Consider the following 19,252-nt stretch of genomic DNA (forward strand, 5'->3'; position numbering starts at 1 on the left):
AACCAGCTCCGAGCCATATGTCCGGTTCGCTGGCAGGATCACGTTAGTCGTGGCCGGGGGAGCGGCGCTTCTCGATTCCTGACCGGTTGCCTGGGCGCGCCGGGGACGGCCGCGGAAGGGCGTCCGGCCAGGTCAGGGATTCGGGGGCCGGTCCCCGGGTAGGCGAGCCCGGTATGAAATTCGGGAACTGGGACGTCAGACCGCTGGGCGGGTGGATGGGATGCCTGGCGATGATCGTCATATCGATCGTGTTGTCGGTGCTGCTGACGCTGATCATCAACCTGCTGATCTAGCGGGGTCCCGGTCGCCGTGTTCGCGTGCCGGCGTCCGGCCGCGCAGCAGCGGGAGGAGGTGCTCGCCCTGGCGGCGGAGCTCCGTTAGGTAGGGCGTGTCGGAGAGGATGAAGTGGGTGATGCCGAGCGCCTCGTACCGGCGCAGCGACGTGGCCACCTCCTCGGCCGAGCCGACCAGCCAGGTGGTGCCCGCGCCGCCGCCGCCGTACCGGCCGGGCGCGGTGTAGAGGTTGCCATCGAGCACCTCGCCCCGCGCGGCCAGGCCGAGCAGCCGCCGCTGGCCGACGGCGGCGCTCCAGTTCACGTCGCGCGCGACCCGCCCCTTGGCCATCTCGGCGACCTTGGCCTCGGCGTCGGCCCAGGCCCGCTCGGCGGTGTCGCGGACGACGGTGGTGACCCGCAGGCCGAACTCCAGCGGCGGATGCTCGCGGCCGAGCCGCTCGCCGAGCCGCCTGAGCCGGTCGATGCGCTCGCCGACGTCGTCGAGCGGCTCGCCCCAGAAGAGCTGGACGTCGGCCTCGGTGGCGGCCACCCGCTCGGCGGCCTCCGAGGCGCCGCCGAAGTAGAGCCGCGGATGCGCGCGACCGTCCCGGACGACCGGCCGCGCGGCCACGGTGGAGCCGGTGACGGTGAAGTGGCCGCCGCGGAAGGTGACGTCCTCCTCGGTCCACAACCTCCGCACGACCTGCATGAACTCCTTGGTACGCGCGTAGCGGGCGGCCTGGTCGCCCTCGCTGTCGCCGTACGCCGCCAGGTCGTCCTTGCCCGAGACGATGTTGACCAGCACCCGGCCCCCGGTGAGCCGGTCCAGGGTCGCCGCGGCGGAGGCGAAGTTGGCCGGATGCCAGAAGCCGGGCCGCGCGGCGATCAGCGGCTGGAACGTCGTCGTCCGCGCGGCCAGGGCGGTGGCGACGGTGAAGGTGTCGGGGCGTCCCCAGCCGGTGCCGATGAGCGCTCCGTCCCACCCGTGCTCCTCCAGGGCCCGAGCCTGGCGGGTGAGGGTGTCGAGACTGTTGTGGCCGGCGACGACGTCGTCGCCCCGGTGCCCGGGCTGCACCTGGTTCGGGATGTACCAGAGGAACTGGCGGCTCATGCGCGGTCGTCCTGTTCTGCTCGGAGGGCGGTCACGGCGCATATTACCTATTATTCCAATAGGTTTTAAGGGGAAGGGGGTGAATCCTGAGCGGCCGGCCGCGCAGCCGGCCATCCAGGGCGTCTGACCGCGCCCGGCCCGGGGGCGGAAAATCCGATCGACCGCGGGGCCGCGCGTCGGCCATCATGATCGTCATGACCGCCGAGTCACGGGAACGGGTACGCGAATACTTCGACGCCTTGGGAGACGCCGAATGGCACCGCCTGACCGGTGACATCAGGGGCCGCGTCAGCCTGGAGGTGCACCGCCGGCTGCTCGCCCGGTTCGTCCGGCCCGGCCATCGGGTCCTGGAGGTGGGCGCGGGTCCCGGCCGGTTCACCGCCGAGCTGGCCGCCCTGGGCGCGACCGTCGTCGTCACCGACCTCTCCCCGGTCCAGCTCGCGCTCAACGAGGAACGGCTGCGGGGCAGCGCGGCCGAGGCGGCGGTGGAGCGGCGGGAACTGCTGGACGTCTGCGACACCGGCCGCTACGCCGACGGGGAGTTCGACCTGGTGCTCGCCTACGGCGGGCCGCTGTCGTACGCGTTCGAGCAGGCCGGGGCCGCGCTGCGCGGCCTGTTCCGCATCACCGGGCCGGGTGGCGCGGTCGTCGGCTCGGTCATGTCCCTGCTGGGCGCCTGGCGGCACTTCCTGCCCGGCGCGGTCGGGGTCGCCGAGGCCATCGGCGAGGACGCCAACGACCTGATCCTGCGCACCGGGGACCTGCGCCACAAGGGGGAGCCCGGCGGCCACGTCTGCCGGATGTTCCGCGCCGGCGACCTGACCGCGCTGGTCGAGGCCGCCGGCGGGGAGGTCGTCGCCCTCAGCGCCAGCAACTGGGCCTCCCTCGGCGACCTCGACGCGCTCGCGTCGCTCGAGGCCGACCCCGACCGGTGGGCCCGCTTCCTGGAGCACGAGATCGCCGCGTGCCAGGAGCCCGGCGCCGTGGACGGCGGCACCCACATCCTGTTCGCCGCCCGCCACCGACCGTCCTGACCGGCGCGGCCCGAGCCGGAACGCGGCAGGTCGCCGACGGGGGTCGAGGTGGGCGGTGGGGGGTCGAGGTGGGTGGCGGGAGGTGGGTGGTCAGCGGGGGCCGAGGTGGAGGGCGGTGCCGAAGTCGAGTGCGGCGTCGGGGTCGATCGGGAAGATCGGCCGCCGCAGGTTCCGGTACGGCAGCCGGTGCAGGTCCTGGTCCACGCCCCCCGGCGTGAGCGCCAGCATCCAGTCCGCCGCCGCGTCGAACAGCTCGGGCTCCAGGTACCCGATCTTCACCGTGACCACGTCGACGTCCGCCACCTCCACCCCCAGCCGCCGGTACGACTCCAGCAGCCGGTACTGCATCCGCCGCGAGGTCAGGAAGACGCTCAGCCCCCCGACGCGCACGCCGGCCACCAGCCCGCCGTCGGGGTCGTCGGCCAGCGCCTCCAGCGTGCCCTCCAGCAGCAGCGGCCCCGGCTCGCGGGTGTCGACGCGCCCGCCCGCGCGCACGCTGACCGGCGCGCCGATCGGCAGGCCCGCCAGGCTCGCCACCGCCTCCGGGTCGAACAGGGAGGCGTAGACGGCGCGGACCGAGCCGTCGCGGATCTCCGGCCTGGCCAGCATCCGCTCCAGCGCGTAGGTGACGTCGTCGGCGCCGCCCGCGCCGGGGTTGTCGCCGGAGTCGCTGATGAAGTACGGCCGGGCCGAGCCCTCCTTCAGCGCCGCGTCCAGGCACTCGTCCATGGAGCCCGTGGGCGCGACGAAGGCGAAGTCGTCGCGCGCGTCCCAGAACGCCTGCCCCAGCTCGCGGGCCGCCCGCTCGGTGGCGGCGGCGTCGGTGCCGGTGACCACCACGGCGCCGGTGCAGCGCGGCTCGTCGGCCCAGGCGAAGCCGATCCAGACGGCCGCGTCGATCACGCCCGGCCGGGCCTCGATCTCCGGGACGCGGTCGTACAGGCCACGGGCGGGCTCGACGCGGGTGCTGGTCATCTCGCCGGGCAGCAGGATCGGCACGTGGACCAGCGCCTTGTACGGCCGCCCGCCCCGGCGCAGCGCCTCGACCAGGTTGCGGGCGGCGCGCTCGCGGGTCTCCCAGACGTCCACGTGCGGCGCGGTGCGGTAGCAGGTCAGCAGGTCGCAGCCGTCGAACAGGGTGGGGGAGACGTTGCCGTGCAGGTCCATCGCCGCCGACACCAGCGGCTGCGGGCCGATCGCCGCGCGCACGGCGGTGATCAGGTCGCCCTCGGCGTCCTGGCGGCCGACCACGCTCATCGCGCCGTGGATGTCCAGCAGCACGCCGTCGTACGGGCCGTCGGCCAGGCCCCGGACGATCTCGTCGCGCCAGGCGTCGTACGCGGCCGGCTCGACGGCTCCGCCCGGCAGGGCACGGGCGTGCACGAGCGGCACCCACTCCACGCCGGCCGCCCACGGCGCGCCGAGCCAGTCGTACCTGCCGAGCAGGTCCTGGCCACGGGTGACGTCGAAGTCGGCGGCGCCGCTCAGGTGCGGCGAGAAGGTGCTGGACTCGATGTGGATGCCGCAGATGGCGATACGCAAGGACACGGTGCTGCTTTCTAGGAGGAACTGCCGTCGTTCGAGGGGCGGAGGCTGGTGGAGGGGCGGAGGCCGGGGGAGGGGCGCGGGCCGGCCGGGGGGCCGTGGCCGGCGGGCAGGCGCAGGTCGGCGCTCTCGCGCAGCAGGTGGCCCAGCCCGATCAGCGCCGCGTCGGGGCCGGCCACGCTCGCCTCGATGGACAACGACTGGGTCAGCGGCGGCAGGCAGCGCTCGTACAGCATGCCCTTGACCGCCGCCACGTAGACGTCGAGGCTCGACAGCGCGCCGCCGATCACCACGCTGTCCGGGTTGAGGAAGTTGACCAGGCCCGACAGTGCGACGCCGAGCAGCCGGCCGGCCTGGCGCACGAGCGTCACCACGGCCGGGTCGGCGTTGACGGTGGCGGCGATGACGTCGCGGGTGCTGGCCACCGGCAGGCCGCGGCCGGCCAGCTCGCGGGCGAGCGCGGCGCCGCTGGCGACGGTCTCCAGGCAGCCGCGGCTGCCGCAGGAGCACTCGCGCTCGCCGCTGTCGGCCACCCGCACGTGGGTGACGTCGCCGCTCAGCCCGCGCCCGCCGCGGTAGATCTCGGCGCGGCTGACCAGGCAGCCGCCGATGCCGGTGCCGGCCTTGACGTAGATCATGTCGCCGGTCTCGCGGCGCGTGACGTACTCGCCGATCGCGGCGGCCTTGGCGTCGTTGTCGACGACGGCGGTCACCTCGAAGCGGTCGCGCAGGTCGCTCTGCACGTCGTAGCCGCTCCAGCCCGGCATGCGGGCCGGGCCGATCAGCCGCCCGTGCGGGAAGTCCACGGGGCCGGGCAGCGCCATGCCGACGGCCAGCAGCCGCCGGCCGGGCGCGTGGGCGGCCCGGACGCGGTCGAAGGCCGCGGTGATCTCGTCGAAGATCGCCCCTGGGCCTGCTCCTATGTCGACGGCGAACTCCTCGGCCGCCTGCAGCTCCCCGGAGGGCGAGCAGAGGCCGACGCGGGCGTGACGGGCGCCGAGCTCGGCCACCGCGAACACGCCGCCGTCCTCGCGCAGCCGCAGGATCCTGGGCCGGCGGCCGCCGGTGGAGGCGCCCACGCCCTCCTCCAGGATCGTGCCCTCCTCCAGCAGGCGGCGCACCACGCTGGAGACCGTCGACGGAGCCACCTCCAGGATCTCCACCAGGTCCGCGCGGGAGGCGGCCTTGCCGCTGGCCAGCAGGTTCAACGCCTGCTCGCGCAGCTTGGCGGGCGGCTCCGGCATGGGTCTCCTCCCCTTTGACGAACACAGCAGATGCCCATCATCGGGCACGAAGACGATCACCGATAGGTGCCTTCGCCGCGGACTCTATCCCGAAATAAGTGTCCCGAACAAAGCTGATTTTTCGCATTGACTTACTACTTGCACCTCTATACATTCTCCGGACTGAAGGGCCCCTGGAGGGCACGCGCACCTCTCGACGAGGAGAAACATGGGGACGAGAACCCGCTTCGTGAGCGGCGTGGTGGCCGTCGGGCTCGGTTTGACCGCCTGCAGCGCGGGCGCCGGCGGCAGTGCGCAGCAGGGCGGCGCTCAGGGCAAGGACACCGTGACCGTGGCCCTGCGCACGCCGAACTGGATCCTGCCGATCTCGGCCCCCGGCTTCACCCAGGGCGAGAACGAGATCTTCACCACCGCCCTGTACCGCAAGCTGTACAGCTACCAGCTCGACGGATCCAGCGCCGACAACGTCAACCCGCAGCGCTCGCTGGCCGAGCCGCCCGTCGTCAGCGACGAGGGCAAGACGCTGACGATCACGCTCAAGGACAACACCTGGTCCGACGGCAAGCCGATCACCACCAAGGACGTCAAGTTCTGGTGGGACCTGGTGACCGCCAACAAGGACAAGTGGGCGTCGTACAAGCCGGGGGGCTTCCCCGACAACGTCTCGGACTTCAAGGTCAAGGACGACAAGACCTTCTCCCTGACCACCACCAAGGCGTACAACGCCGCCTGGTTCGTCGGCAACCAGCTCAACCGCATCGTGCCGCTGCCCCAGCACGCCTGGGACAAGGGCGACCCCAAGAAGACCTTCGAGGAGCTGACCGCCGCCTCCAAGGACCCCAAGAGCTACGCGACGAACCCGCTGTGGAAGACGACCAGCGGCCCCTGGAAGCTGGAGAGCTACGTCCCCAGCGGCGAGGTCGTGCTGGCCAAGCAGGACGCCTACTCGGGCCCGGACAAGCCGAAGCTGAACAAGGTCGTGCTGCGCCCGTTCACCGGCGACGACGCCGAGTTCAACGTGCTGCGCGCCGGGCAGATCGACTACGGCTACATCCCGCCGGCCAACCTGTCGCAGCGCTCCTACCTGGAGTCGAAGGGCTACAAGGTCGCCCCCTGGTACGGGTGGTCGATCACGTACCTGCAGCTCAACTTCAACAACCCCAAGACCGGGGCGCTGTTCAAGCAGCCGTACCTGCGCCAGGCGCTGCAGATGCTCATCGACCAGCCCACCATCAGCAAGGTCATCTGGTCCGGCATGGCCGCGCCCACCTGCGGCCCGGTCCCCGCCGAGCAGGGCGCCCCGGCCGGCCAGGGCTGCGCCTACCCCTTCGACCCGGCCAAGGCCAGGCAGCTGCTGGAGAGCCACGGCTGGAAGGTGACCCCCGACGGGCAGACCACCTGCGCCGACCCCGCCCTGTGCGGCGACGGCATCGCCAAGGACACCCCGCTGAGCTTCACCGTCACCAGCCAGTCCGGCTTCGCCGCGACCACCAAGATGTTCGCCGAGATCAAGTCGACGATGGCCAAGGTCGGCGTGCAGCTCACGATCAAGGAGGTGCCCGACTCCGTCGCGGTCACCCCCGCCTGCAAGCCGGAGGAGTCCAAGTGCGACTGGGACATGTCGTTCTTCGGCTCCCAGGGCAGCTGGTACTACCCGGCCTTCGCCTCCGGTGAGCGGCTCTTCCAGACCGACGCCCCCGTCAACCTCGGCAGCTACAGCAACCCCGAGGCCGACAAGCTGATCGAGAAGGCGCAGTTCTCCGCCGACGCCGGCGCCCTGAAGGAGTACAACGACTTCCTGGCCAGGGACCTGCCGGTGCTGTGGATGCCGAACCCGGTCTACCAGATCTCGGCGTACAAGTCGGGGCTGCAGGGCGTCGAGCCGCAGGACCCGATGAACCTGATGTACTTCCAAGACTGGTCCTGGAAGAGCTGACCGTTGACCCGGTACGTCCTGACGCGCCTGGGCCAGGCCCTGGTCATCGTGATCCTGGTGACGCTGATCACGTTCGTGATCCTGCACCTGCTGCCGGGCGGCGCGGCCCGGGCCATCCTGGGCAAGGAGGCGACGCTGCAGCAGATCGCCGCCTTCAACCACGAGATGGGATACGACCGGCCGCTGTGGGAGCAGTACGCGATGTACCTGCGGCGGCTGGTCACCGGTGACCTCGGCTACTCCTTCCAGCTCAATCAGTCGGTGGCCGAGGCCATCGCGCAGCGGCTGCCCAAGACCATGCTGCTGTCGGTGGCCTCGACCCTGCTCGCGGTCGTCGTGGCCGTCCCGCTCGGCGTCGTGCAGGCCGTGCGCCGCAACCGCTGGCCCGACTACACGATCAACGGGCTGTCGCTGCTGGCCTACGCCACGCCGATCTTCTTCATGGGCCTCATGATGATCATTCTGTTCTCCCAGGTGTGGCCGGTCCTGCCGCCCGAGGCGCCGCAGGGCTTCACGCTGGCGGAGGTGCTGGCCGACCCGGCCGGGCTGGTGCTGCCCACGCTCACGCTGACCATCCTCACCGTCGCGGTCTACTCCCGCTACGTGCGCTCGTCCATGGTCGACAACCTGAACGAGAACTACGTGCGCACCGCGCGCAGCAAGGGCCTGTCGGAGGGCCGGGTGATCGTCGGGCACACCCTGCGCAACGGCCTGTTCCCCGTCATCACGCTGCTCGGCATGTATCTGCCGGCGCTGTTCAGCGGCGCCCTGGTGGTCGAGCGGCTGTTCAACTACCCGGGCATGGGGCTGCTGTTCTGGCAGGCGGCGCTCAAGCGGGACTATCCGATCCTGCTCGGCGTCACCCTGCTGATCTCGGTGGCCACCGTGCTCGGCGCGCTGGTCGCCGACGTGCTCTACGCCGCGGTCGACCCGCGCGTACGACTCAAGGCAGGCCGCTCATGACCGCTCGCGAAGAAGAAGAGGCACCCGTCCGCGGGATGTGGCGCCAGGGCCTGGAGGTCTTCTGCGAGAACCGGCTCGCCCTGGTGGGCGTGGGCCTGTTCGTCCTGCTGGCGGCCTTCAGCTTCCTCGGGCCGCTGTTCTACCAGACCGACCAGGTGCACACCGACCTGACCAGGGTCTTCCTGGCCCCCGGCACGGACGGCCACCCGCTGGGCACCGACGGCGTCGGCTACGACCAGCTCGGCCGGCTGATGCTCGGCGGGCAGACCTCGATCGTGGTCGGGCTGGCGGCCGGCCTGCTGGCCACCGTCGTCGGCACCGTCTGGGGCGCCATCGCCGGCTTCGCCGGGAGCTGGGTCGACGCGGTCATGATGCGCGTGGTCGACGCGATGATGTCGATCCCGGCGCTGTTCCTGTTCATGCTCATGGCCTCGATCGTGACGCCCACGGTGCCGATGCTCATCGTCATCATCGGCGCGTTCGCCTGGCTCGGCCCCGCGCGGCTGGTGCGCGGCGAGGCGCTCACGCTGCGCACCCGCGAGTACGTCATGGCGATGCGCGGCATGGGCGGCACCGGCGGGCGCGCGGTGCGCCGGCACATCATCCCCAACGCCATCGGCACGGTGATCGTCAACGCCACCTTCCAGGTCGCCGACGCCATCCTGTACGTGGCCTACCTGTCCTTCCTCGGCCTGGGAGTGCCGCCACCCGCGGCCAACTGGGGCGGCATGCTGTCCGACGGCCTGGCGGACACCTTCAGCGGCCACTGGTGGCTGCTGTACCCGCCGGGCATCGCCATCATCCTCATCGTGCTCGCCTTCAACTTCATCGGCGACGGGCTGAGGGACGTCTTCGAGGTCCGCCTCCGGCGGCGTTAGCAGGAGATTTCGTACATGGAGGCACCCATCAAGCAGCCGCTGCTGCGGTTGCGCGACCTCAGCACCGACATCGCGCTGCGGCGCGGCACCGTGCACGCGCTCGACCAGGTCAACCTGGAGGTCAACCAGGGCGAGACGCTCGGCATCGTGGGCGAGTCGGGCAGCGGCAAGACCATGACCGTCCTGTCGATCATGGGGCTGCTGCCCGCGGGCGGCAGCGTCGTCGGCGGGGAGATCCTCTTCGACGGCCGCGACCTGCGCGGCATGGCGGCGCCCGAGCTGCGCAGGGTGCGCGGCGTCGAGATGGGCATGGTCTTCCAGGACCCGCTCACCTCGCTCAACCCCACCATGCGCATCGGCGCCCAGGTCGCCGAGCCGCTGCGCGTGCACCAGGGCGTGAGCAAGGCCGAGGCGCGCGAGCGGGCCGTGGAGATCCTGCGCCGGGTCGGCATGCCCCGCCCCGACAAGATCGTCGACGACTACCCGCACCAGCTGTCGGGCGGCATGCGCCAGCGCGTGGTCATCGCCATGGCGCTCATCCGCTCCCCGCGCCTGCTCATCGCCGACGAGCCCACCACGGCCCTGGACGTCACCACCCAGCGCCAGATCCTGGAGCTCATCGACGACCTGCGCGAGGAGTTCAGGATGGCGGTCATCCTGGTCACCCACGACCTCGGGGTGATCGCCGGCCGTGCCGACCGGGTCGCCGTCATGTACGCCGGCCGCGTCGTGGAGACCGCCACGACCGCCGAGCTGTTCCGCGCCCCGCGGCACCGCTACACCGAGGCGCTCATGCGCGCCCTGCCCGAGTCCGCCCACGACGGCGACGGCCGCCTCTACAGCATCCCCGGCCTGCCGCCCGACCTGTCGCGCCCGCTGACCGGCTGCCGCTTCGCGCCCCGCTGCCGCTTCGCCACCGACGAGTGCCGCACCACCGACGTCGCCCTCACCGGGGACGGGCACGCGTTCGCCTGCCTGCACCCGGTCACCGAGCCCGTCACGATCGCGGCGGCGGCCGGCCACGACCGGGCCGTCCCCGCCGCCGCCGAGCCGATCCTGACCGTGCGGGACCTGGTCAAGGAGTACGACGCCGGCGGCGCGGGCCTGCGCAGGAGCGCCGGGCGGGTCAGCGCCGTGGCCGGGGTCTCCTTCGAGGTCAGGCCCGGCGAGACGCTCGGCATCGTGGGCGAGTCGGGCTGTGGCAAGTCCACCGTCGGCCGCCTCGTCGCCGGGCTGGAGACCCCCACGGCCGGCCGGATCGTCGTGGACGGCACCGACATCGCCGGCCTCGACCGGCGCGCCCGCCACCGCATGCACCGCCAGGTGCAGCTGATGTTCCAGGACAGCTACGCGGCCATGAACCCGCGCATGCGCATCGACTCCATCCTCACCGAGCCGCTGGAGATCCAGCAGGTGGGCGACGCCGCCGCGCGCCGCGCCCGGGTGAGCGAGCTGCTCGACCAGGTCGGCCTGCCGCGCCGGGCGCTGGAGCGCTACCCGCACGAGTTCTCCGGCGGGCAGCTCCAGCGCATCGGGCTGGCCCGGTCGCTGGCGCTGCGGCCGCGGCTGATCGTGGCCGACGAGCCGGTCAGCGCGCTGGACGTGTCGGTGCAGGCGCAGGTGCTCAACCTCATGCGCGACCTGCAGGGCGAGCTCGGGCTGTCGTACGTGTTCATCAGCCACGACCTGTCCGTGGTGGACTACATGGCCGACCGGATCGGCGTGATGTACCTGGGCAAGATGGTGGAGATCGGCCCCGCCCACCAGGTGGTCCGCGCGCCGCGCCATCCGTACACGAAGGCGCTGCTCGACGCCGTGCCCTCGCCCGACCCCGGCCGTACGCCCAGCCCGGACACGACCATCCAGGGCGAGCTGCCGAGCGCGCTCAACCCGCCGACCGGGTGCCGCTTCCGCACCCGCTGCCCGCTGGCCCAGGACGTCTGCGCCACCGAGCCGCCGCTGAGCGGCGCGGCCCACCAGGTCGCCTGCCACTTCCCGCTGCGGCAGGAGGCCGGCGCGGCGGCGACCGCCTAACGCCGCGCCCGAGGAGACCTTCGGGCGCGGCCGGAGCCGGGCAAGGGTGATCCCCGCAACGGTGACGCACCTGATACACCCATGTGATGTCGAAACCGTGACAAATTCCGGAGCGGCGAGGAGGGTTGCGAATGATCGCGCCCCCGGGAGGGGGAGAGGGTGGAACGCGTCCCCCACCCGGGCAGGTGGCGGAGGGATGAGGGGAGTCCGATGACGCGGATATCCGAGCTGCTCGGGTCCTCGGTGCGGCGCTGCGCGCTGACCGCGGCCGTCGGCGGGCTCCTGGCCGCGGGCGTGGCGGTGGCGGCCGTGCCGCTGCCGTACGTGCCGCTGATCGGCTGGGACGCGGCGGCGGTGGTCTTCCTGACGGTCACCTGGACGCGGATCGCCCGGCTCGACGGCCGGGAGACCGCGGCCGACGTGAACCGCGAGGACCCCACCCGGGCGGGCGCGGACGTGGCCGTGGTCATCGCGGCGGTGGCCAGCCTGGCCGCCGTGGGCAACATGATCGTGCAGGCGGAGACCGGCGCCGCCCTCGTCGTGGGGCTCGGCGTCGCCAGCGTCGTGGCGTCGTGGGCGGTCGTGCACACGATCTTCACGCTCCGGTACGCGCTGATGTACTACTCCGGCGGCGCCGGGGGCGTCGACTTCCACGACAGCGACCCCGGCGCCGAGCCGCGCTTCTCCGACTTCGCCTACCTGGCCTTCACCGTCGGGATGACGTTCCAGGTCTCCGACAGCGAGCTGCGCACGGCCGAGTTCCGCTCGGCGGTGCTGCGCCAGGCCCTGCTGTCGTACCTGTTCGGCACCGTCATCGTCGCCCTGACCATCAACCTCGTCGCCGGCCTGGGCAGGTGAGCCCCCGCCGGGCGAGGGTCGTTGACTTTCGTTAAGTCATTCGGCTTAGATGGGCGCGTCCACACCTCTGGAGGGCACGTGACCGAGATCGCCGAGCAGGTTCCGGACTACCCGTTCACCAACCCCGCCGCCCTGGAGCCGCCGCCGGAGTGGGCCGAGCTGCGCGAGAGGTGCCCGGTGGCGCCGATCCGGCTGGCCAGCGGTGACCGGGCGCTGCTGCTGACCCGCTACGACGACGTCAAGCAGGTGCTGTCCGACCCGCGCTTCACCCGGCAGCTCGACGCGCCCGACGCCGCCCGGGTGACCGCCAACGAGTCGGGCGGCGTGTTCGGCAGCGGCGGCACCAGCATGACCGGCGACGAGCACCGGGCGTGGCGGCAACTGGTCGGCAAGGCGTTCACCGCCAAGCGGGTGATGGCCATGCAGCCCCGGATCGAGGCCATGGCGGAGCGGCTCGTCGAGCGCATGACCGCCGGCGGCGCGCCGGCCGGCCTGGTCGCCGCGCTCGGGTTCCCGCTGCCGGTGTGGGCGATCTGCGACCTGCTCGGGGTGCCCGACTCCGACCGGGACAGGTTCGCGTACTGGTCCGACACCATGCTCTCCATGACCAGGTTCACCCAGGACGAGATCGACGCCGCCCAGGACGAGTTCCGCGCCTACCTGGTCGCGCTGGTGGAGGCCAAGCGGGCCGCGCCGGGCGACGACCTGATCAGCGAACTGCTGTCGATGGTCGAGGGCCTGGACGGGCGGCTGACCGAGGAGCTGATGCTGGGCACGGCCAAGGGCCTGCTGGTGGCCGGGCACGAGACCACCGCCAACATGATCGGCAAGATGGTCGCGATGCTGCTGGCCGACCGCGCCCGGTGGGAGGCGCTGCTGGCCGACCGGGCGCTGATCCGGCCCGCGGTGGAGGAGGCGCTGCGGTTCGACGCCAACCCCGGTTTCGGCATGCCGCGCTACCTCAGCGAGGAGGTCGAGGTGGGCGGCGAGAAACTGCCGGCGGGCACGACCGTGATCTGCAGCATGGCCTCGGCCAACCGCGACGAGCGGCAGTTCGAGGGCGCCGACCGGATGCGCCTGGACCGCTCGCCCAACCCGCACGTCGCCTTCGGCGTCGGCCCGCACTCCTGCCTCGGCCAGGCCCTGGCCCGCACCGAGCTGCAGACCGTGCTGAAGGTCCTGCTCGACCGGCTGCCCACGCTGGAGCTCGCCGTCCCGGCCGGGCAGCTCGCGCGCCGCGAAGGCCTGGTGGTCGGCGGCCTGGAGGAGGTGCCGGTCCGATGGTGAACGCGGCCCCGGAGAAGACGGCCGCAGGGAAGGCGGCCGCAGGGAAGACGGCCGCAAGGACGGGGCGGGCCCGGGGGACGCGGGAGATCATTCTTGACGCCGCCGAGAGGCTGTTCGCCGAGCACGGCGTCGGCGAGGTGTCCAACCGGCAGATCAGCGAGGCCGCCGGGCAGGGCAACCACTTCGCCGTCGGCTACCACTTCGGCACCAAGGCCGACCTGGTGCGGGCGATCGTCCGCCGCTATCTGGCGGACCTGGAGGAGCGGCGCCTGCGGCTGCTGGCGCGGATCGGCGGCTCCACCGACCTGCGCGACTGGATCTCCTGCCTGGTACGCCCCGCCACCGACCACCTCGACGCGCTCGGCGTGCCCAGCCGGCGGGCCCAGTGCATGGCCCAGATCGACACCGTGCCGGCCATGCGGCAGATCGTCATCGAGGAGGCCGCGGGCACCCGCTCCATGCGCGCCACCCTCGACGGCATGATCCGGCTGCTGCCCGGCCTGCCCGAGGAGGTGCTGCGCGAGCGCGGCGACATGAGCCGCCTGCTGCTCGTGCACGCCCTGGCCGAGCGGGAACGCGCGCTCAACGAGGGCGGCCCGGCCGCCCGCCCCGCCTGGGACGCCGCCGCCACCGCCCTCACCGACGCCCTGACCGGCCTCTGGACGGCCCCGATCTCACCTCCCCCCGAGTAAGACCCATCCGAACCTGCATGAACCCGCGCGAACCGGACCCACGTGAACCGGGCCCATACGAACCGGGCCCATACGAACCGGAGCCACACAGACGGTACCCCGCATTGGCCGGCCCCAGGACGAACCGGCCCGGTGTGAACCGGATCGGGGTGTCACAGGTGCCGTAGCGCCGCTTCGACCTGTTCGGGTGCGATGTCGGCCAGTTCGCGCAGGACACGTTCCCGCGTGCCAGGCGCCATGCGGGCGGCGCCCCGGACCAGCGAGGTGATCCATCCGCGGTTCAGCCGGGCCAGGACGGCCGCGTGGTCCGCGAGCCAGCCGGGGTCGTGCCTGCTGAACGTCAGGGGCGTGTGGCTGGGTCCGATGCCGTCGAGCGCGAGCTCTCTGGCCAGCTCGAGCGCCGGCCGGTCGGCCGGGTCGCCGTTCTCGTCCAGGACCAGGACACGATCGTGCAGCAGCAGCGCCGCGTGGTCGAGCAGCGAGGACGCGGGCCGGACGGGATCCGGGACGGAGCCCAGCCAGTCCCGCCGGGCCGCCACCGACCGCGCCAGCAGCCCTGCGCCGGGCGCGTCCCGCTCGTTGGAGAAGAAGTCGTACGCCGCACGTACGAGACGGGGGTCCCCGCAGTCCAGGAGGCGCGCGACGGACCCGCTCAGCAGGGGCCGTTCCGCACCGAGGAGGCGGTACAAGCGGGTGACCCAGACCGTGCGCAGTTCGACGCCGGGCGGTTCGAAGGGAGGCAGCAGGATCGTCCCGGCCGCCAGCGTGTCCCAGTCGGTGGTCGCGTCGAGCCGGACCCCGTCGAGGACGGCGGGCAGCGGGAAACCGGGGTGCCCGGCGCATGTCCAGCCGGTGAGGACCGGATAGAGATCGTCCGGTTCACCGCCGACCTGATAGGTGTCGTGGACGTCCTGCCGCCGGCACCCGCAGCCGTAGCGCCGGTACCGGGCTTTCGCCGGCACCTGGGCTCGCACCGGTTCGCCGCAGCGCTCGCAGGCCAGGTTGTTGCAGCCGACGGCGGTGGCCCAGCCGTACTCGTACGGCTCGGGCGGCAGCCAATGGTCCGGCCCCACCAGATAGGGGTGACGGCGGCAGTGTCGGGTCATGATCTCGTCGTGGTGCCGGGAGCCTCGTCGGGGAACTTGCCGTTCTTGCCGCACGCCCGCAGGGTCGCCTCGGTCAGCGGCTTGACGTCACGGTACATGCGCGGCCCCGGCGTGTAGTCGCACCCGAACTCCCTGGCCGCGACCATGACCTCGACCAGGGTGTGGTGCTGGGCCCCGACCAGGAAGGCGATGCAGGCCAGCCGGGTGGGGTAGCGCTCGCCGCCGAGCACCGCGGCCGCGCTCATCATCGACACCGTCGTGCCGGAGGGCCCGGCGCCGAGTGGCAGGCCCAGCCGCCGCTTGGCCTGGACCCATTGGTTGCTCTCCTTCATCATCCACACCTTCGAACCCGCGACCCACCGTAGCGCCTGGTCCCGCTGCCAGTCCGGGTCGATCCTGCGCTGCATCCGCACCTGCCGGGCGCTGAACCTGAAGCCGGTCTCGGCGAGGGTCAAGCCGAGCTCGCGGCTCTCCCCTTCCGGCCGCGGCTCTCTCGACTCCCGCTGGTGCTCGACCTCGGAGCCCGGGGGAATCGGCGCCATCGCGCGGGGCAACTGCCGTCGCTCGACGGTCTGCGGCGTCATCCCGGCTTCGCGCATCTCCGCCCGCCGGGTGTTCAGGATCTCGAGATTCAGCCCCGCCCGCACGATGAACTCATCGATCTCTGCCTGTTTCTCGCTGTCCATGATGTCCATGCCCAGGATGTTGGTGAAGAACTCGGTGATGTGGACGAACCGTTCGGTGAGGGTGCCCTTGTCGAACACCGCCATCACGTCCTTCACCTCTTTCCCGACAAAGCCGGACTTGTGCTCGTCCTCCTGGCCGATCTTCTTCAAGACCTCGGCGAGTTTCGCGTCCGCGCGGTCCCACTTCCCGCCGGCCTTCGCCTTGATGTACGCCTTCGCGCTGCGCGCCATGGTGGCCATGGCCGAGTTCGCGGCACGATGGGTCGCGGCCTTGGCCGCCAGTTTCCGTTCGAACGCCTTCGCGTCTTCGGTGAAGTGGGGATTGGCGCCCGTCGCCTGGTCGCCCTCCGTCTTCGCGGCCGAGTCGCGGACCCCCTCCGGGTTGATCCTCCCGTACACTGCCCAGTGGTCGCCCTTGACGACGGGACGGAGCACGTCGAGTCCGTAGCGGATCCGGACCGCCGTGAGGAGCGGCTGCAGGAGCTTCCCGGCCACGGGACGGCCGCGGAACCTGTTGACGGCCGCCACCCCGGCCGCCAGCGCAGCGGCGAGCCGTTCGCGCTGCCCGGCCGGGCTGTCGTCGCCGCCGCGCAGCCTGTCCCTGACTCGGGCCGGCAGGGACCTGCGCGGCTTCCCGCGGCGGGTTCTCCGCCTGGCCATACCGGCCTTGAGCTTCGTCCAGAGCTTCCTGACCAGGGCGGCCATCTTGTCGATGACCGCGTCGATGGCGCGGTTGACCGGGCGGGCGAGCCTCTGGAAGATCTGGCGGACCTTGCCGGCGATGCCGCCGATGCCCAGGATCGCGGCCAGCGCGCCGAGCAGGACCGGGATGGAGCGGGCCAGGGCCCGTTCGACCAGCGCGGGCACCCCGCCGCTGCCGCCCCGGGCGATCGCGATCACCGCGTCCAGCACCGCGTTGACGAAGTCGATGATCTGGCGGGCCTGGGTGAGGATGAAGCGGATGATGTCGATGATCATCTTGCAGGCGCGGATGAACGCCGACGCCGGGCTGAACAGCGACACGATCCAGGTGACGCCGGCGATGACGATCGTGGGCAGCAGGTAGGAGACCAGGTCGCGGATCAGGGTCTTCTTCAGGTCGCCGACGCGGGTCTTGAGGTCGTCCCACAGGCCGGCCACGCCGCGCCGCTTGGCCTGGGCGACCAGCGGGACGGCGGTCTCGGCCGCCACCACGGCCTGCTCGGGCACCTTGCGCGCGAGCCGGGAGCGCAGGTTGGCCCACGTCAGACCGAGCAGCGCGGCCAGCACCCGCAGGATGCCCTGGGCGTCGAAGCTCCTGGGCAGTTGCAGCCCGGCCGCCGCGCCGCTGCCCAGCAGCCAGGCCAGCACCCCCGCCTCCAGATGCCGGCCGGCGTTCCTGGCGAACAGCCGCAGGCCGCCGCCGACGCCGGTGACCAGGCGGCCGAGGAAGCCGATCGGGTCCTGGAGGATCGCGCCCACGGCGGTGGCCGCCTTGCGCAGCACGCCCATCAGCAGCCGGCCCAGCTCCTTGATCGTGGCGATGACGCCGCCGATCGCGTCGGCCGCCCTGGAGACCAGCCCCTTGTTCTTCTCCTTCTCCGCCGCGATCTCCTCGTCGACGGCCTTGACCGCGTCGGCGTACTTGGTGGCCAGGGTGTCGACCAGCTCGGTGCCCTTGTCGGAGACGGTGTCCCGCAACTCCGCGAACCTGCCCTCGAAGTCGGCGGCCGCCTCCCGGCCGATCGCCTTCAGGTCCGCGGGCAGCCGGTCGAGGGCGGCCTTGAGCTGCTTGCGGCCGGTGGCGATGCGCTCCTTGGCGCGGCGCAGCTCCCGCTCGATGACGCCGGCGATGTCGGTGATCACCTGGCGCATGTCCGCGAGGTAGTGCCGCTTGGCCGTCTCATAGATCTGGTTGGCCTCTTCCGGCAGGTCGGCGAAGAGGTCCTTGACCCAGCGGGCCTTGCCCGCCAGGCCGGAGTAGCGGCGGTCCTTGTACTCCGCCATGCCCCGCTCGTGCTCGGCCGTGAACCGGTCCCTGGCCCGCTTCTCCTGCCGGGTGAACCGGTCGTCGACCGTCTTGTCCAGATCCGAGAGGATCTTCTCCACGTCGGTCCTGGTCCGGTCGAAGGCCTCCTGCAGCACCGCGGTGACCTGGGCCCGCTTGCTCTCGTCCCGGGTCTTGGCGCCCTGCTTGCCGGCGCCGACCTGCCTGCCGGTGCCCACCCGCGTGCCGTGCATGGCCGCCATCGCGGCCGGGCCCATGGTGGCGGCGGCGTTCCTGGTCTCCGCGATCTCGCGTGCCTCGCCGGCACGCAGCCGCCGGGGCGCGGTCGCGGCGTGGGCGTCCATGGCCTTCTTGTCCCTGACCGCCTTGCCGAAGGACGGCTCGTTGGACCTCAGCAACTGCGGCTCGGTCACCCGGGCCTCGGCCATCTGCCGGTCGACCCGTTCCGGTCCGGCCGACAGGTCCGTCGCCGACGGAGGCAGCCGGTCCGGTACGGCCCGGCCCGGGTCCGGCGCGCCCGGCCTGCCCGGCACCTTGTCCCCCGCCAGCGGCACGACCTCCTTGGTGTCCGGCGCCGGTCGTGGCGGTTGCGCGGTCGTGTCGGCGATCTCCTGCGCCGCCGCCTCCTTGCCCGAGCCGACCTTGCCCTGGACCTCGGCCTTGACCTCCCCGGCCTTGCCCGACTCGCCGAAGGTGTCCGCCTCGTCCAGGTTCTTCGGCGCCCGCCGGGCGACCGCGTCCTCGACGGCCTTGACGAACGCGGCCTTGTCGAACTCCTTGGGCCGCGCGGCGTCCATGTCCTCGGCGTGCGCCGCCTTGCCCCGCGCCTCCCGGTCGTCGGGCGGCGGCACCGCGGCCGCCTGCGCCGCCCCCGCCTCCGCCCCGGCCGGCGGATGACTCGTGCCGAGGTGCCGCTTCTTCGCCGCGACGTCCTTCTGCAACGCCTGGAACTTGGGGTCCGCGCCGGGGGAGCGGGGCCCTGCGGCCCGCTCCTTCTTCGCCGCCGCCCGGCCCGCGTCCTCCTTCGCCGCGCGGTCCGCGTCCTCCTTCGGCGTCGTGCCCGGGTCCTGCCGCTCCGGCCTGGCCGCGGGCGGCGCGGTCGCCTTGCTCCCGGGCGCCGGCGGCTTCCTGCGCGCCGCGGGAATGCCGGTCGTCCCCGGTGATGTGGGTGCGGGACCTGTGGTCGTGACCGGAATTGTGGTCGTGACGGGAGTTGGGGTCTGGGTGGGCGTTCTGGCTGGAATGGGTGCGGCTGGAATGGGTGCGGCCGGGGCGGGTGCGGCCGGGGCGGGCAATGCTCCTGCCCGGGTCGCCACCGCCTGGTTGCCGACGAGCTCCTGGCCGGACAGGAGCAGGGGCCCGCGCCACCCCGACCGGCGCGGGCCGGCGTCGGGCTCCTGCCCGCCCATCGCCGCCGCCACGGCCGCGTTGCCCACCAGCGTCCGCGCGCGGACGACGTCGGCCGAGACCGGGTCCATCGCGCTCGGCCGCCGCCGGCTGTTCGGCAGGGACGACAGGGACGGTGGCGGCAGGGACGGGGACGACACTGCCGGAGCCGGCACCGCCCGGCTGGTCGCCGGCCGTGGTGGGCGCACCTTCAAGGGGACGGGCATGGC

At 72.4% G+C, this 19,252-nt stretch carries 13 protein-coding genes; 8 read left to right on the forward strand and 5 right to left on the reverse strand.

The annotated features are described in order from the left end of the window. Window positions 1-276: 276 nt before the first annotated feature. Entirely contained in the window at window positions 277-1,386 is a 1,110-nt protein-coding gene (locus IO39_RS34885; protein WP_052423758.1) for an LLM class flavin-dependent oxidoreductase, read from the reverse strand. A 194-nt stretch (window positions 1,387-1,580) separates the two neighbouring features. Here IO39_RS34885 and IO39_RS34890 point away from each other — a divergent pair, with 194 nt between their 5' ends. Then, window positions 1,581-2,420: a class I SAM-dependent methyltransferase gene (locus tag IO39_RS34890; protein WP_043632561.1), complete on the forward strand. Its 840-nt coding sequence runs from the start codon at window positions 1,581-1,583 to the stop codon at window positions 2,418-2,420. A gap of 90 nt (window positions 2,421-2,510) precedes the next feature. Here the strand turns inward: IO39_RS34890 and IO39_RS34895 are convergent, their stop codons facing one another. Then, complete coding sequence (locus tag IO39_RS34895) at window positions 2,511-3,968, reverse strand: M81 family metallopeptidase (RefSeq protein ID WP_043632564.1); 1,458 nt, start codon at window positions 3,966-3,968, stop codon at window positions 2,511-2,513. A gap of 11 nt (window positions 3,969-3,979) precedes the next feature. Then, window positions 3,980-5,209, reverse strand: coding sequence for an ROK family transcriptional regulator (locus IO39_RS34900; RefSeq protein ID WP_084774001.1), 1,230 nt, complete (start codon window positions 5,207-5,209; stop codon window positions 3,980-3,982). A 208-nt stretch (window positions 5,210-5,417) separates the two neighbouring features. On the opposite strand from IO39_RS34900, the gene IO39_RS34905 reads away from it, so the two are divergent. The 7 genes from IO39_RS34905 to IO39_RS34935 all read left to right on the forward strand — a co-directional run bounded on the left by IO39_RS34905 (window position 5,418) and on the right by IO39_RS34935 (window position 13,857). Continuing rightward, on the forward strand, window positions 5,418-7,145 hold the full coding sequence (locus IO39_RS34905; protein ID WP_043632567.1) for a peptide ABC transporter substrate-binding protein: 1,728 nt from the start codon (window positions 5,418-5,420) through the stop codon (window positions 7,143-7,145). 3 nt (window positions 7,146-7,148) lie between these two features. After that, window positions 7,149-8,108: an ABC transporter permease gene (locus IO39_RS34910; RefSeq protein ID WP_043632570.1), complete on the forward strand. Its 960-nt coding sequence runs from the start codon at window positions 7,149-7,151 to the stop codon at window positions 8,106-8,108. After that, complete coding sequence (locus IO39_RS34915) at window positions 8,105-8,986, forward strand: ABC transporter permease (RefSeq protein WP_043632574.1); 882 nt, start codon at window positions 8,105-8,107, stop codon at window positions 8,984-8,986. Before IO39_RS34910 ends, IO39_RS34915 begins: the two co-directional genes overlap by 4 nt. 15 nt (window positions 8,987-9,001) lie before the next feature. Continuing rightward, entirely contained in the window at window positions 9,002-11,020 is a 2,019-nt protein-coding gene (locus IO39_RS34920) for an ABC transporter ATP-binding protein (RefSeq protein ID WP_043632577.1), read from the forward strand. A 210-nt stretch (window positions 11,021-11,230) separates the two neighbouring features. Then, window positions 11,231-11,878 carry a DUF1345 domain-containing protein gene (locus IO39_RS34925; RefSeq protein WP_052423759.1) on the forward strand — a complete coding sequence of 216 codons (648 nt, stop codon included), beginning with the start codon at window positions 11,231-11,233 and terminating at the stop codon, window positions 11,876-11,878. Window positions 11,879-11,956: 78 nt separating this feature from the next. Next, window positions 11,957-13,165, forward strand: a complete 1,209-nt coding sequence (locus IO39_RS34930) for a cytochrome P450 (RefSeq protein ID WP_211267271.1) — start codon at window positions 11,957-11,959, stop codon at window positions 13,163-13,165. Further along, window positions 13,159-13,857: a TetR/AcrR family transcriptional regulator gene (locus IO39_RS34935; RefSeq protein ID WP_043632580.1), complete on the forward strand. Its 699-nt coding sequence runs from the start codon at window positions 13,159-13,161 to the stop codon at window positions 13,855-13,857. The genes IO39_RS34930 and IO39_RS34935 overlap by 7 nt, the downstream gene beginning before the upstream one ends. A gap of 152 nt (window positions 13,858-14,009) precedes the next feature. Here the strand turns inward: IO39_RS34935 and IO39_RS34940 are convergent, their stop codons facing one another. Both IO39_RS34940 and IO39_RS51250 read right to left on the reverse strand, forming a co-directional pair. After that, the gene (locus IO39_RS34940) at window positions 14,010-14,963 is read right to left on the reverse strand and encodes a hypothetical protein (RefSeq protein ID WP_157549273.1); all 954 of its coding nucleotides are present in this window, start codon (window positions 14,961-14,963) and stop codon (window positions 14,010-14,012) included. After that, entirely contained in the window at window positions 14,960-19,198 is a 4,239-nt protein-coding gene (locus tag IO39_RS51250) for an HPC2 multi-domain protein (RefSeq protein ID WP_157549275.1), read from the reverse strand. Before IO39_RS51250 ends, IO39_RS34940 begins: the two co-directional genes overlap by 4 nt. Window positions 19,199-19,252 lie beyond the last annotated feature (54 nt).

Source organism: Nonomuraea candida (genome assembly GCF_000725485.1).
Lineage (GTDB): Bacteria > Actinomycetota > Actinomycetes > Streptosporangiales > Streptosporangiaceae > Nonomuraea > Nonomuraea candida.

What these genes read in the sequence shown, in the direction of transcription:
- IO39_RS34885 (WP_052423758.1), bottom strand. Translation starts at nt 1,386, where the DNA reads ATGAGCCGCCAGTTCCTCTGGTACATCCCGAACCAGGTGCAGCCCGGG.
- IO39_RS34890 (WP_043632561.1), top strand. Translation starts at nt 1,581, where the DNA reads ATGACCGCCGAGTCACGGGAACGGGTACGCGAATACTTCGACGCCTTG.
- IO39_RS34900 (WP_084774001.1), bottom strand. Translation starts at nt 5,209, where the DNA reads ATGCCGGAGCCGCCCGCCAAGCTGCGCGAGCAGGCGTTGAACCTGCTG.
- IO39_RS34905 (WP_043632567.1), top strand. Translation starts at nt 5,418, where the DNA reads ATGGGGACGAGAACCCGCTTCGTGAGCGGCGTGGTGGCCGTCGGGCTC.
- IO39_RS34915 (WP_043632574.1), top strand. Translation starts at nt 8,105, where the DNA reads ATGACCGCTCGCGAAGAAGAAGAGGCACCCGTCCGCGGGATGTGGCGC.
- IO39_RS34920 (WP_043632577.1), top strand. Translation starts at nt 9,002, where the DNA reads ATGGAGGCACCCATCAAGCAGCCGCTGCTGCGGTTGCGCGACCTCAGC.
- IO39_RS34925 (WP_052423759.1), top strand. Translation starts at nt 11,231, where the DNA reads ATGACGCGGATATCCGAGCTGCTCGGGTCCTCGGTGCGGCGCTGCGCG.
- IO39_RS34935 (WP_043632580.1), top strand. Translation starts at nt 13,159, where the DNA reads ATGGTGAACGCGGCCCCGGAGAAGACGGCCGCAGGGAAGGCGGCCGCA.
- IO39_RS34940 (WP_157549273.1), bottom strand. Translation starts at nt 14,963, where the DNA reads ATGACCCGACACTGCCGCCGTCACCCCTATCTGGTGGGGCCGGACCAT.